Genomic DNA, 14,040 nt, shown 5'->3' with positions numbered 1-14,040 from the left:
TATGAAATACCTTACTCTGATTGTACTTTTTATATTTTTTTCTTGTGGAAAGAAAGAAGATATTCTATTGCCGAAATCGAATACAACTATTGTCAAAAATGTAGAAGATCATTCGCCAATCTATATTTTTTTTAGAACAAAAGAAAAGGATACTTTGGCAGAAGTAAATAGGAAAAACGAAATTATTTCAACCAATTGGATTTTTAATATTGACAAGCGTTTGCCGTTGCGATTGGTAATTCCTGAAGTAATGAAATTGCAAAATAAAAAGCGTGAAGAAAAAGCGCATAAAAATGAAAAAGCCAAAAATTATTATTCGTATGCCGATACGATTGGCAAAAATTTAGCCTTTGTTACTTTTACGAATGTGTTTTATAAACTGGAAAAACCAAAGTCGGGGATAGTTGTCTTTGTTAACAAAAACAATGAGATTTTAGCTAATAATGTGACCGTAAAAAAAGATGAGTTGCAGGAGTATTTAAATAGATTACCGAGCAAAGTACCTAAAAAATATGTACTTTGCTTTGATAAAGAATTGAGTTATGGAGGGTATTTGCAATATGAAATTTTTATACAAGAACTTAAACTATCAGCATCAAAAATAAATTTTGAAAACCAGGAATTCATTTATTAAAAATTAATTCTTTAATTATAATTCTCTATAAGTATTATGTTTTTATATGCCTTTCTTTTTGAAAAAAAGGCTTTATTTGTTAAAAATATTGTTTAATATCCACCTCCTGAGGTGGTGCCTTTAATAAGTTGACCTCTTATTTCTCCGTTTGGAAATGCTGCAGTATGAATGTTTACATAGTAAAGATTTGCTTTAAGGTCTGCTTCTTGTGCGGCAGTTAAAGCAGGGCTTGTGAAGTTAATTGGAGAAACTAAAGTTGTAAATGGAAATACAACACCTCCGCTTACTCCTATCGCACCCATGTGTATATGTCCGCCAGTAGGAGAAGCAATAGAGTGGATTACAGAAATTGAAAATGTTTTGGTAGTATTATTAAATGAAAGTGTAGCCGTCCCAGTCGCTGTTGAACTATTAGCAGGCGCCTCACTAGCTCCATCTAATGTCGCATTAAAAGTTGTAATGCTTGGAGTTGGGTTTGGATTTGGCTTGTTGTAATCATTACTGCACGAGGTAATGCCAAAAAAAATAATTAAAATAGCTAAAAATCTAAATAAGTGTTTCATGATAAAGTTTTTTAAAAATTAAAAAAATAATAATTATCACCTCTGCTAGAAAGTTTTTAATATATAATTTACATATTTTTCTTAACGTATAGTGCTGATTTTTAATCACATAAATTTAGTCTTTTATTTCTAAAATTCAATACATTTTTATTGTAAATTTTGAGTTTGTTTAAATCTCAATTTTTACAACAATGCAAAACATTGCATTTGTTTTGGTTTTTAGACCTTCCACTTTTTAAATGTTGAAAGAACTGTGATTTATTTTTAAACTAAATTAACTTAAAACGGGACTGAATACTTATTACTGATGATGATACGGTTCGTTTCTCACAATTGTAAATCCGCGATACAACTGTTCAATAAAAAACAATCGAACCATTTGGTGTGAAAAAGTCATTAAAGACAACGATATTTTTCCTTGAGCTTTGGCATATACCGTTTCCGAAAATCCATATGGACCGCCAATTACAAAAACTAAAGTCTTTACGCCGGAGTTCATTTTTTTTTGTAATTCCTCTGAAAATCCAACGCTGGAAAAGTTTTTTCCGTTTTCGTCCAATAAAATAAGTTGATCTGTCGGCGTTATTTTTGCCAAAATCAGTTCACCTTCTTTTTCTTTCTGTTGACTTTCAGATAAGTTTTTTACGTTCTTGATATCAGGAATAATATCCAAATCAAACTTAATATAAAACGACAAACGCTTGGTATAATCGTCTATTAAGGACTGTAAAGCTTTGTTATCGGTTTTACCAATAGCAATTAATTTAATGTTCATTTTGTGGAATTTCTAAGCCGCAAAGATAGAGAATTATGAGGTTTTATAAATAGTATCTCTGGAAGGAACATTTAAATAATAGATTTCTTAATTTTTTTTAATATTCTGAATGGTGATTTAACTTTTACAGAGGATCAATTGGATCTCTTGAAGTTTTTAAATTATAAGACCTCAATTCTATCAATAAGTAATTGAAAATTCTCTTCTTTTTTATTTCCAATCAAAAAAGCAATTTCTTCTAAATTTGAGCCATCGTAATTCGGCAGATCTAATTTACGACCTCTAAAAGTGGGATGCAATTCAGAAATCGATATATCAGTGGTTTGCCATTCGGTCGAAGTTTGGAACGAATATACATAAGATTGGGAATCACCAAGATTGGTCTTTACTCTAAATTGGTACTTTTTGCCATCTCCTTTATGACGGATACAAATACGTTTGTTTTTGTTTAGGGTAATTGGTTCAAAATTATATTTCACAGAACAAAATCCCCCGTTATTATCTAAGGTTACTTTGCCTTCAAAAGTTCCATTTCCGTATTGATTAAGGTAGAATTTACTTTCTGATTTACCACCCATTACTACGTCATTTACAATTTTCCAACTACTGATGTCATTATTTAAATTAAATTCGAAAATCAAAAGAGGTTCCATCGTGGTTATTTTTTAAAATTATGCTTTAAGCGAAAGCTCCAGTTTTATTTTGTCTGAAATCAATTGTAGTGAATATAAATTTTAAAATTTCTCTGGCGCTTTAAGATTTTGGCAATGGTGCACCAACGGCAATATCACATCGGTGGTTTGTTTGACCATGTGGTGGGTTCATTCCCTCAGCAGTGGGTGTTGTAACTACTGGATTTATAGTAGTATTTGCCGGGTCAGTTGCAGCCGATTGACTTTTTTGGGGCGATATTTGCTGCGTTACAGCAGTGTTTTTAGCAGTGGATACAGGAGAACTTAATGGTGCTCCAACGGCTATATCGCAACGATGTAAAGGTTGACCATGCGCAGGATTCATCCCTTTGGCAACAGAAATCGGAGCTGTTACTGCTTGATTTTGATTGACTACATTTGAGTTTTGCTTGGCCTGGGACGTCATTGCTGCTTCATTTCGCATCTGTTTACCAACCTCCGTAAATGGAACCATATTTGTTGGAGTAGTGCTATTTTGTGGTTCGATTTCTTTTTTGCAAGAAATTAATAGTAGTGTGGATACAAAAAGGAGGATTAAAAAAGATTTCATAGTCAGTTTTTTTTTGATATTTACAACTCAAATATAAGATTTTAAAAATTTATTCCAAAGTAATAGCTCTGATTAATTCGTTTTAATCTATTTATTTTATGTGGAATGTTGATATGCAGAATCGCTAATTCAATATTCCGTTTCAGATTCATCTTTCGCACTGGACGATGCTTTGTTAAAAATAGATTTATTTGTTTCTTTTGTTAAGAACCAAGCGCACATATTTTCAAATCCACAAAATATATCTTACTTTAGCCTTCCAATAAATTTCTTATAAAATGATTAGCGAAGCACAGTTCGAAAACGAGTTACAAATACTAATAAAGAATGCCATTCGGGAAGATATTGGTCCTGGCGATTATAGCTCTTTGGCTTGTATTCCAGCGATAGCAACAGGGAAAGCCAAGTTGCTTGTAAAAGAGGATGGTATAATTGCAGGTGTGGCTTTTGCCAAAATGGTTTTTCAATTTGTGGATCCGAATTTGCAAATAGAAACTTTCATTGAGGATGGGATGCCAGTAAAAAAAGGTGACATTGTTTTTTATGTTTCGGGAAGTTCACAATCCATTTTGAAATCGGAACGGGTAGTTCTCAATTCGATGCAAAGAATGTCTGCTATCGCTACTAAAACGAAAACATATGTAAAGCTTTTGGAAGGAACACAAACTAAAATTCTTGATACACGCAAAACGACACCTGGTTTCCGAGCTTGTGAGAAATGGGCAGTGAAAATTGGCGGAGGCGAAAACCACCGTTTTGCTTTGTATGACATGGTAATGTTGAAAGATAATCACAATGATTTTGCAGGTGGAATTACTTTGGCAATAGCCAAAACCAAAGGGTATCTCAAAGAGAATAATTTAGATTTAAAAATCATTGTCGAAGCCAGAAACCTGAAAGAAATCAAAGAGATTTTGGAAAGTGAAGGTGTTTATAGAATCTTGATAGACAATTTTAATTATGAAGATACTAAAAAAGCAGTGGCCTTAATCGGAGATCGATGCTTAACGGAATCTTCAGGAAATATCAATGAAGAAACGATCCGTCATTACGCGGAATGTGGTGTGAATTATATTTCATCCGGAGCATTAACACATTCTGTATATAACATGGATTTGAGTTTAAAAGCAATTTAGTTTATGTCAGCAGAAATAGAAAATAGATTGCAGAAAATTCCCGTAATACGGAATCTTGCCCAAGGGTTAAAAAAGATAAAACTCCCCTGGCTGCAAGGATTGTCATTATATGATTTATTAGAATTGTACGGATTGGGAATCGTAGAAAGTGCCTTGACCTATCACGCGAGTGCCATTGCATTTAGTTTTTTTATGGCATTATTTCCCTTTGCTTTGTTCATATTAAATCTAATTCCATACATTCCCATCGAAGGTTTTCAAAATGACTTTCTTCAATTTGTGCGGCAAGGAGTTCCGCCAAATACCTATGATGCCATTTATAAAATCATCAATGATATTCTTCACAACAGTCATTCGGGTTTATTATCGTCTGGTTTTATATTATCTATTTTCTTGATGGCAAATGGATTGAATGGAATTCTTGGAGGCTTTGAATCCTCTCGACATGTCCTTGTCAAAAGAGGATTTATACATCAATACATAGTCGCTTTAGGCATGTCCTTATTATTGTCATTGTTGCTGATAGTAACCATTTCAACAATTGTAGTTTTCGAGGTATTTATTCAAAAAACGGTTTTTAGCGATGTCAATCAATTGATTATTTTAGGGAGATATGCATTCGTAATTCTCATGATACTGGCCACCACCTCCATACTGTTTAAATTTGGTACAAAACATGACAAAAACAGAGCTTTTATCTCAATTGGTTCGGTTTTTACAACGATTCTGATTCTTTTGGATTCCTATATTTTTGGAATTTGGGTAATACGATTTTCAAAATATAATGAATTGTACGGGTCAATAGGTACATTATTAATCCTAATGTTTTACATTTGGATCAACTGTATGATATTACTTCTGGGTTTCGAATTAAACGCTACAGTAAACAAATTAAAAATTAAAAAAGAAGAATAGTTTTTAGGAGCTATTTCCTGCTGTTCGCTTCAATCTTTATTATTCGCCAAAAAAGGCGAATAAAAAGGATTTCCGCTTCCATCAGGGCTAAAAAAAACAACATTATGAAAAACAACATTTTAATTATTGCAGCATTATTTTTCACTACGGTTTTTTATGCTCAAAATCAAACCGTTATCGGAAAATGGAAAACCATCGATGACGAAACGGGTAAAGCAAAATCAATAGTAGAGATCTACGAGAAATCTGGAAAAATCTATGGAAAAGTGGTTGAAATTCTAGATTTGGAACACAAAAATAACGTGTGTAGCGAATGTTCGGGAAGCGATAAAAATAAACCTATTCTTGGGATGATTGTCATAAAAGGTTTGACAAAAGAAGGGGATGAATATACGAATGGAAAAATCTTGGACCCTAAAAATGGAAAAACGTATAAATGTTTCATCACTTTAGAATCAAAAGACAAACTTAAAGTGCGCGGATTCATTGGGATTTCATTATTTGGACGAACACAATACTGGTACAGAGTTAAAAATTAGTATTGTTTATTTAAAGTTTCAGGTTTAGTAATCGGAATCTTTAAACCTGAAACTTTAAACTATTAAACTAAAAAACATGTATTTCGTAGAAGTAATTTTACCGCTTTACCTTGCCAAAACCTTTACTTATAGCATCTCTAAAGCGGAATTCCATTTTATAAAAAAAGGAATGCGTGTTGCGGTACCTTTTGGAAAAAGTAAAATCTACACAGCTTTAGTTATCGAAATTCACCAAAACAAACCCGAATTATACGACGCTAAAGAAATTCACCAGATTCTTGACGAAAAGCCCATTGTGACTGAAATCCAAATTGGACATTGGCAATGGATTGCATCCTATTATATGTGTGCCATTGGTGATGTCTATCGTGGTGCAATGCCAAGTGCGCTTTTGCTGGAAAGTGAAACTGTAATTTCTCAAAAGCAAGATTTATTTGTTGATGAAAGCCTCCTTTCTGATGATGAATATCTGGTGTACCAAGCCTTGCAACAACAAAATTCACTAAAAGTTCAAGATATTATATCAATTTTAAACAAGAAAAATATCTTTCCTGTTATTCAAAAATTGATAGATAAAAACATATTGGTGCTTCAGGAAGAACTACTGGAAAGCTATAAGCCCAAATTAGTTCGGTACGTGCGCTTGCATTCGAAATACGATTCCAATGCCGGATTAAGTGAATTGCTTGAAACACTTAAAAACGCCAATAAACAAAAGGAAATTGTTTTGAGCTATTTTCAATTGAGTGCTACTGAAAAGAAGCCATTAACGGTAAAAAGACTGGTCGAAGCTACTAAATCTTCGGCTACGATTGTTAAGGCATTAATTGAGAAGGAAATATTTGAGGATTATTTTATTCAAGAAGACCGCGTAAATTTCAAAGGTAAAATAACGGATGAACTACTTCAATTAAGCACTGCGCAAAAAAAAGCATTTGATGGAATAAAAGAAAATTTTACTCAAAAAGACGTTTGTCTTTTACACGGGGTAACTTCCAGCGGTAAAACGGAGATTTACATCAAACTCATCGAAGAATATCTCGATTCTGGACAGCAAATACTATATTTACTTCCTGAAATTGCTTTGACGACTCAATTAGTGGGAAGGTTGAGAACTTATTTTGGAAATAAAGTAGCTGTTTTTCATTCGAAATATAATAATAATGAGCGTGTCGAAGTTTGGAATCAGGTTTTACAAAATTCCGAAAAAGCCCAAGTCGTGATAGGAGCGAGGTCAGCCCTATTTTTGCCGTTTTGTAATCTTGGATTTATAATTGTAGACGAGGAACATGAACAAACATTCAAGCAAGTAGATCCGGCGCCGCGATATCATGCACGAGATGCAGCCATAGTTTTGGCAAGTTCGCATAAATCAAAGGTTTTATTAGGTTCTGCAACTCCAAGCTTAGAAACGTATTACAATGCCAAGTCTGGAAAATTTGGGCTGGTCGAAATTTCGGAACGATTTGGAAATGTGATGATGCCCAATATTAAGTTGGTCGATTTAAAGGATAAATATTTTCGCAAGAAAATGACAGGACATTTTAGCGATGTTTTAATTGAGGAAATTACCAATGCCTTAGCCTTAGGAGAACAAGTAATTTTATTTCAAAATCGAAGAGGTTACTCTCCCATAATAGAATGTATAACGTGTGGTAATGTTCCGCAATGTCAACAATGTGATGTAAGTTTGACCTATCATAAACATAAAAACCAATTGCGATGCCATTATTGCGGTTATGCGATGGCGAAGCCTACGCATTGTCATTCCTGCTCCAGTGTTGATTTGGCTACGAAAGGTTTTGGTACAGAACAAATTGAACACGAGTTAATCTCCATTTTTCCAAATGCAAAAACGGGAAGAATGGATCAGGATACTACACGAGGGAAATTTGGATTCGAAAAAATTATCGATAGTTTCAAGAATAGAGAAATTGATATTCTAGTAGGAACACAAATGCTTGCCAAAGGATTGGATTTTGATAATGTGAGTTTGGTAGGAATCATGAATGCGGATAATATGTTGTATCATCCTGATTTTAGAGCTTTTGAGAGGAGTTTTCAAATGATGACGCAAGTAGCGGGCCGCGCAGGACGTTCTGAGAAACAAGGCAAAGTAATTATACAAACCTATAATCCCAATCACAATACAATACAACAAGTTACAAATAACGACTATTTGGGAATGTACAAGGAGCAGTTGTATGACAGGCAAATTTATAAATACCCTCCTTACTTTAAAATCATTAAACTAACTTTAAAACAGCGTGATTTCGATAAATTGAAGGAAGGGTCAATGTGGTTGTATCACGTTATGAAACAAAATTTGAACATACCTGTATTTGGTCCTGAAGAACCGGCAATAAGCAGAATCAGGAATGAGTTTATTCGAACGATAATTATCAAAATTCCACAAGAGTCGTCAATGATAAGCACTAAAAAGACAATTCAAAAGATATTGAATAGTTTTGAAGCTGTTGCTCAATACAGAGCTATAAAGGTTGCCTTAAACGTCGATTTTTATTAGAAAGTAATTTTTTATGCAAATGATAAGGCTTTAATTAAATCTTCTTTTTTGTTTCTGCTTAAAGGTATTTTTGTAATTCCAATCTCGGCAAACTTGCTGTTAAAGCGCTCTACTTTGTCAATATTTATAATATATGATTTATGTACTCTGATGAATTTTTCTTTAGACAAATCGTTTTCAAAAGATTTCATGGTAGAAAGAACCAAATTACTATCTTCCTCAGTAACCACCCTAACGTAATCGCCAAAAGCTTCAATCCACTTTATTTTTGAAGTATAAATTTTTAGTTTTTTTAGATTGCTTTTAATGAAAATGTGATCGCCTTCTTCTTCTTTATTTTCTTTTTTGAGTGAATGTAGATCTATTGCCCTTCTCACCGATGCATTGAATCGATCGATGGCAATTGGTTTTTGTAAATAGTCAGTGGCGTCATAATCAAATGCTTTCATTGCATACTCTGCTTTAGAAGTAATGAAAATAATTTGAGGCTTAATTTTTAGACCGTCTAAAAAATCAAAACCGCTAATTACAGGCATTTCAATATCTAGAAATATTAAATCTACATTGTGCACAGACATACAGCTTCTAGCTTCAATCGCATTCGAAAAATCCCCAATTAAATGTAAGTTCGTGTGATTATTTACTAACTTTGCAATAATCATTCTTTGAATGGAGCTATCATCAACTACTACGCAATTAAGTTTCATAATTTTTTATTTTAGATTTGGATTAGTAAATTTAACATTAAATTATTAAAAGAACTACCGACAATGTTTTTATTTTTGTCGTTTAACGAATAAAGCAAAAAAGTACTTGTTTATATCAATTAATTCGCTACTTTTGCACCCAATTTAACAAATAAATACATATTTATGAATCATTATGAAACTGTTTTCATTTTAAATCCCGTTTTATCTGAAGTTCAGGTAAAGGAAACAGTAAGCAAATTTGAAGATTTTCTTACTAGTCGTGGAGCTGAAATGGTATCGAAAGAAGACTGGGGTCTTAAAAAGATGGCGTACGAAATTCAAAACAAAAAAAGTGGTTTCTACCATCTGTTTGAATTTAAAATAGCAGGAGAAGTTCTAATTGCTTTTGAAACTGAATTTAGACGTGACGAAAGAGTAATGCGTTTCTTAACTGTAAGTTTAGACAAACACGCTATTTCTTGGGCTGAAAGAAGAAGAACTAAATTAAAATCTACAAAAGCTTAATTATCATGGCAACATTACAACAATCGGCTTCAGGAAAAAAAGACGGAGATATCAGATATCTTACGCCTTTGAACATAGAAACAAACAAACAAAAAAAATATTGTCGTTTCAAAAAATCAGGTATCAAATATATTGATTACAAAGATGCTGATTTCTTATTAAAATTCGTAAACGAACAAGGAAAAATTCTTCCTCGTCGTTTAACTGGAACTTCATTAAAGTACCAAAGAAAAGTGTCGGTAGCTGTAAAAAGAGCACGTCACATAGCATTAATGCCATATGTGGCTGATTTACTAAAATAATAAATTAACTCAGTTGTTGGTTTTCTGAAACATGAAACCTAACTTCTATAACAAAGGACAACAACATGGAACTTATATTAAGACAAGACGTTCAAAATTTAGGCTTTAAAGATGATATTGTAACGGTAAAAAATGGTTACGGTCGTAACTTTTTAATTCCACAAGGTCACGCGCATTTAGCAACTTCTTCTGCAAAGAAGGTGTTAGCTGAAAACCTAAAGCAAAGAGCTCATAAAGAAGAAAAAGTAGTAAACGATGCAAAAGCATTGGCTGAGGCTTTGAAAGCTATTGAGATTAAAATTTTCGCAAAAGCAGGTGGTGAGAAATTATTCGGTTCAATCACGAATATTGATATCGCTGAAGCATTAGCAAAAGGTGGTCAAGTAATTGACAGAAAATTTATTACTAGTGGAATTGTTAAACGTACAGGAAAATATGCTGCTAACGTTAGGTTACACAGAGATGTAATAGTTGAATTACCTTATGAAATTGTTGCTGAAAAATAACATTTAGTTAATAATTTGTTAATAAATTATAAAAACCACTCTTAAGAGTGGTTTTTTTTTGCCTAATTTTGCAGAAAATAAATCAAGCAAAAAATATGAAAAAAGTTATTAGTTTATTAGTTTTTGTGCTTTCTCTTCATTCGATGATTGCGCAAACGACTACATCTAGTATTAAGGGAACGGTAAGAAGTGCAGCTGCTGAATTACTCCCAGGGACAACAATTTTAGCGATTCACACCCCTTCAGGATCTAAATACTCTGCATTGTCAAACGCAGACGGAAGGTTCAACTTGTTGAATATGAGAATTGGCGGACCGTATAAAATTACAGTTACTTATGTAGGATTTCAAAATCAAGAATTTAGTGATGTATATCTTGAATTAGGTAAAGCATTTAGTATGGATATCGTCTTGCAAGATGAAAGTCAAAAGCTTGAGGAAGTAAAAGTTATTAGTGCTAAAAATAAAGTTTTTGCAAGTGGAAGAACAGGTGCTGAAACTACAATTGGTCGAAGAGAATTAGCAGCTTTGCCATCTATCTCAAGATCTGCTGAGGATTTTACACGTTTAGAACCGTCAGCAAGTGGGGGTTCGTTTGGTGGTAGAAATGACCAATATAACAGTTATTCTTTGAATGGTGCGGTATTTAATAATCCTTTCGGATTAGATGCAGCTACTCCTGGAGGGCAAACAAATTCACAACCTATTTCATTAGACGCTATTGATCAAATTCAGGTTGCTACTGCTCCTTATGATGTAACTTTATCTGGGTTTACAGGAGCTTCTGTTAATGCAGTTACAAAATCTGGAACTAATGAGTTTCACGGAACAGCTTACTCGTTTTACAGAAACCAGGATTTAACCGGAAGTAAAGTTAAAGGAGAAAAAATATTTGTTCCTTCATTAGAACAAACGCAAGCCGGTTTCAGTATAGGAGGTCCAATTGTGAAAGATAAATTATTCTTTTTTGCCAATTATGAAATTGATAAAAGAAGTGATTTAGGATCAAGTGTTGTTGCTAATGATGGGAACAGTACAACCGGGGTAAATGAGTCGAGAGTTTCAGCTACTGATTTAATGCATGTTTCTACAGAATTAGGTAAGTTAGGATATAATACTGGTGCTTATCAAGGTTTTACTCATAACTCAGATTCGAATAAAGGAATTATCAAATTTGATTGGAATATAAATGATAATAATAAGTTAGCTGTTATTTATAATTTTCTCGATGCTTCAAAAGATAAGCCAGCGCATCCTACCGCAATTTTCCGCAGAGGGCCTGACGTAAATACAATGCAGTTCGAAAAATCAGGCTACCAAATTAATAACCAAATTCAATCTTTTTTAGTTGAATTGAACTCTAAATTTAGTGAAACGGTAACAAATAAATTGCAGGCAGGATACACACATTTTAATGATTTTAGAAAACCATTTTCTGCACCAGCTCCAGTTATTACGATAACAAAAGATGGTTCTCCTTATATTATTGCAGGTCATGAGCCATTTTCAATTAACAATAAGTTAGATCAAAAAGTAATTCAAATAACAGACAACTTAAATTTTGTAAAAGGAAATCATACTTACACAGCAGGCTTCTCTTTTGAAAAATTCATTTTCAAAAATTCATTTAATTTAAAAGGATATGGTTTTGATGTTTTTGGTAGTGTAGATATGGCCGGCTTCGATGCAAATATCGCAAATGGGTATTATGCTTCAGCAATTGCCGCAGCACAAACTACTTTTGATGCAAAAAATAAATTAAAAGATGGTACTGATGGTGGTTGGAATTTAGCTGAAACTACTGTGGGTCAATTAGCATTTTATGCTCAGGACGAGTGGAATATCAATGATAATTTTAAATTAATATATGGATTAAGAGCTGATAAGCCTTTGTATTTCAATACTTCTGAGTTAATTCAGAAATTTATTGACACAGATAATTCTGAAGGATACGTTCCTACAATTAATTATTATAATCCAAAAGATGGCAGTGTTGTAAATTTTGATTCTACAAAATTACCTGGAAACGCATTACTATGGTCGCCTAGAGTTGGTTTCAACTGGGATGTAAACGGAAATAAGGTGACACAATTACGTGGAGGTTCTGGTATTTTTACAGGAAAACTTCCGTTTGTTTGGGTTGGAAATCAAGTAGGAGGTACAGATCCATTTTTCTATGAAGTGGTTAATAATGATTTTAAATTTCCTCAAGTTTGGAGAACAAGTTTAGGTATCGATCATAAATTCGAAAACAATTACATATTTACAGTAGATATGTCTTACAATAAGGATTTAAATGCTGTTCATGTTCAAGATTGGGGACTTAAAAAACCAACAAGCCAATTAGTAGGGGCAGACAATAGGCCAATTTATGGATCTAATGACTACGGTACTTGGAATGAATACGGTTTTCCTGCAAGAGCACACGCTTATGTATTGACTAATTCAAAGAAAGGTAGTGCATTCAATGGTTCTATAAAAGTGCAAAAGACTTTTGACAATGGTTTATATGCTAGTTTGGCCTATAATTATTTGATATCTAAAGACGTCAATTCTATAGAGGCAGAGATTACGGGTGATGCTTTTAATTTCAATCCTGCGTTAGGGAATGTAAACAACGATGTTCTTTCAAATTCGAAATATGGGGATACACATCGTTTTATCGGTGTGGGTTCTAAAAAATGGAAATATGGTTCAAACGATAAGTGGGCAACTACTGTTTCTACTTTCTTTGAATATGCGCAGGGTGCTCGTTTTAATTATACGTATGGAGGTGACATTAACAATGATGGTTCTCGCGCCAATGATTTAATTTTTATTCCTACAACTGCTCAAATCAATACTATGATTTTTTCTGGAGCTGGACAAGGTGTCGCTTTTGATAAATTCATCAGTCAGGATGATTACTTAAATGGTAGAAGGGGACAGTATGCAGAGCGTTATGGAGCGTTATCGCCTTGGAGAGGAAAATGGGATCTTAAATTAATGCAAGATTATAACTTTAAAATCTCTTCCGCTTCAGATAAAAAGAATACTATTCAATTTAGTGTTGATGTATTGAACGTAGGGAATTTATTAAATTCTGATTGGGGATTGGTTCAAGTTCCTACAAGTGTACAACCAATAGGTGTTTCAGTAAATCAAACTACAAATATACCAACCTATACATTTAATGGTACCCAAACAAAAACTTTCAACTATGATGCTAGTTTAGCTTCAAGATGGCAAGCGCAATTTGGAATTAGATATATATTCTAAATTATTATTATAAAAATGTGAAAGCCTTCTTGAAAAATAGACTGCACCCAAAAGTTTAGACAAATTTATAATTAATTTTGATAATAATGAGCTCGATATTTTATCGGGCTCATTTTGTTTAAATTTGATTTAATTCTTTCGTTGTTATAAATAAATAATGTACTTATTGATTTCTTGTTTTAATTGTTTTATAGATTTGAATTTTTGAGTATAAAACATTTCAGATTTTAATATTCCAAAGAAGTTTTCGATAATAGCATTGTCTAAACAATTTCCTTTTCTTGACATACTTTGTATAATACCTTTTTCTTTTTGGACATGCTAACTTAGCCATCACAGAAAGTTAAGAAATAATCTTAATTTTAACCTATGAAACAATTCCGCAAAGTTTATGACAAAGCTTTCAAAGAAAAAGCCGTCCAATTGAGTT

Annotated in this window: 14 protein-coding genes and 1 pseudogene; 9 read left to right on the top strand and 6 right to left on the bottom strand. The window is 32.9% G+C overall.

Going from position 1 to position 14,040, the window contains the following annotated elements:
• The first annotated feature begins 1 nt into the window (after window position 1).
• Window positions 2-634 carry a hypothetical protein gene (locus ACFX5D_RS11425; protein ID WP_379858319.1) on the top strand — a complete coding sequence of 211 codons (633 nt, stop codon included), beginning with the start codon at window positions 2-4 and terminating at the stop codon, window positions 632-634.
• Window positions 635-726: 92 nt separating this feature from the next.
• Here the strand turns inward: ACFX5D_RS11425 and ACFX5D_RS11420 are convergent, their stop codons facing one another.
• From ACFX5D_RS11420 to ACFX5D_RS11405, 4 genes are all read right to left on the bottom strand, one after another.
• On the bottom strand, window positions 727-1,197 hold the full coding sequence (locus ACFX5D_RS11420; RefSeq protein ID WP_379858318.1) for a CHRD domain-containing protein: 471 nt from the start codon (window positions 1,195-1,197) through the stop codon (window positions 727-729).
• A 301-nt stretch (window positions 1,198-1,498) separates the two neighbouring features.
• Complete coding sequence (gene rlmH, locus ACFX5D_RS11415) at window positions 1,499-1,972, bottom strand: 23S rRNA (pseudouridine(1915)-N(3))-methyltransferase RlmH (protein WP_379858317.1); 474 nt, start codon at window positions 1,970-1,972, stop codon at window positions 1,499-1,501.
• Window positions 1,973-2,133: 161 nt separating this feature from the next.
• Window positions 2,134-2,625, bottom strand: coding sequence for a CIA30 family protein (locus tag ACFX5D_RS11410; RefSeq protein ID WP_379858316.1), 492 nt, complete (start codon window positions 2,623-2,625; stop codon window positions 2,134-2,136).
• Between the two features lie 100 nt (window positions 2,626-2,725).
• The gene (locus tag ACFX5D_RS11405) at window positions 2,726-3,214 is read right to left on the bottom strand and encodes a hypothetical protein (protein WP_379858315.1); all 489 of its coding nucleotides are present in this window, start codon (window positions 3,212-3,214) and stop codon (window positions 2,726-2,728) included.
• Window positions 3,215-3,492: 278 nt separating this feature from the next.
• On the opposite strand from ACFX5D_RS11405, the gene nadC reads away from it, so the two are divergent.
• The 4 genes from nadC (at window position 3,493) to priA (ending at window position 8,331) form a co-directional block, all read left to right on the top strand.
• Window positions 3,493-4,350 carry a carboxylating nicotinate-nucleotide diphosphorylase gene (gene nadC, locus ACFX5D_RS11400; protein ID WP_379858314.1) on the top strand — a complete coding sequence of 286 codons (858 nt, stop codon included), beginning with the start codon at window positions 3,493-3,495 and terminating at the stop codon, window positions 4,348-4,350.
• Window positions 4,351-4,353: 3 nt separating this feature from the next.
• Window positions 4,354-5,265, top strand: a complete 912-nt coding sequence (locus ACFX5D_RS11395; protein WP_379850665.1) for a YihY/virulence factor BrkB family protein — start codon at window positions 4,354-4,356, stop codon at window positions 5,263-5,265.
• A 104-nt stretch (window positions 5,266-5,369) separates the two neighbouring features.
• On the top strand, window positions 5,370-5,804 hold the full coding sequence (locus ACFX5D_RS11390) for a DUF2147 domain-containing protein (protein ID WP_379858313.1): 435 nt from the start codon (window positions 5,370-5,372) through the stop codon (window positions 5,802-5,804).
• A gap of 76 nt (window positions 5,805-5,880) precedes the next feature.
• Window positions 5,881-8,331, top strand: coding sequence for a replication restart helicase PriA (gene priA / locus ACFX5D_RS11385; protein ID WP_379858312.1), 2,451 nt, complete (start codon window positions 5,881-5,883; stop codon window positions 8,329-8,331).
• Window positions 8,332-8,342: 11 nt separating this feature from the next.
• Here the strand turns inward: priA and ACFX5D_RS11380 are convergent, their stop codons facing one another.
• Entirely contained in the window at window positions 8,343-9,038 is a 696-nt protein-coding gene (locus tag ACFX5D_RS11380; protein WP_379858311.1) for a LytR/AlgR family response regulator transcription factor, read from the bottom strand.
• A gap of 165 nt (window positions 9,039-9,203) precedes the next feature.
• Between ACFX5D_RS11380 and rpsF the strand changes: the two genes are divergently transcribed.
• The 4 genes from rpsF (at window position 9,204) to ACFX5D_RS11360 (ending at window position 13,610) form a co-directional block, all read left to right on the top strand.
• On the top strand, window positions 9,204-9,545 hold the full coding sequence (gene rpsF / locus ACFX5D_RS11375) for a 30S ribosomal protein S6 (RefSeq protein ID WP_291100202.1): 342 nt from the start codon (window positions 9,204-9,206) through the stop codon (window positions 9,543-9,545).
• Between the two features lie 5 nt (window positions 9,546-9,550).
• A complete protein-coding gene (rpsR, locus tag ACFX5D_RS11370) occupies window positions 9,551-9,847 on the top strand; it encodes a 30S ribosomal protein S18 (protein WP_073206367.1) in 297 nt (98 codons plus the stop codon).
• Window positions 9,848-9,912: 65 nt separating this feature from the next.
• Window positions 9,913-10,353: a 50S ribosomal protein L9 gene (rplI, locus tag ACFX5D_RS11365; protein WP_073206364.1), complete on the top strand. Its 441-nt coding sequence runs from the start codon at window positions 9,913-9,915 to the stop codon at window positions 10,351-10,353.
• A gap of 95 nt (window positions 10,354-10,448) precedes the next feature.
• Window positions 10,449-13,610: a TonB-dependent receptor gene (locus ACFX5D_RS11360; protein ID WP_379858310.1), complete on the top strand. Its 3,162-nt coding sequence runs from the start codon at window positions 10,449-10,451 to the stop codon at window positions 13,608-13,610.
• 71 nt (window positions 13,611-13,681) lie between these two features.
• Here the strand turns inward: ACFX5D_RS11360 and ACFX5D_RS11355 are convergent.
• Window positions 13,682-13,922: pseudogene (locus ACFX5D_RS11355) on the bottom strand (transposase); the annotation flags it as partial.
• Between the last annotated feature and the right edge of the window lie 118 nt (window positions 13,923-14,040).

Source organism: Flavobacterium fructosi (assembly GCF_042787335.1).
Taxonomy (GTDB): Bacteria; Bacteroidota; Bacteroidia; order Flavobacteriales; family Flavobacteriaceae; genus Flavobacterium; species Flavobacterium fructosi.
This window is presented reverse-complemented; position numbering and strand designations above follow the sequence as displayed.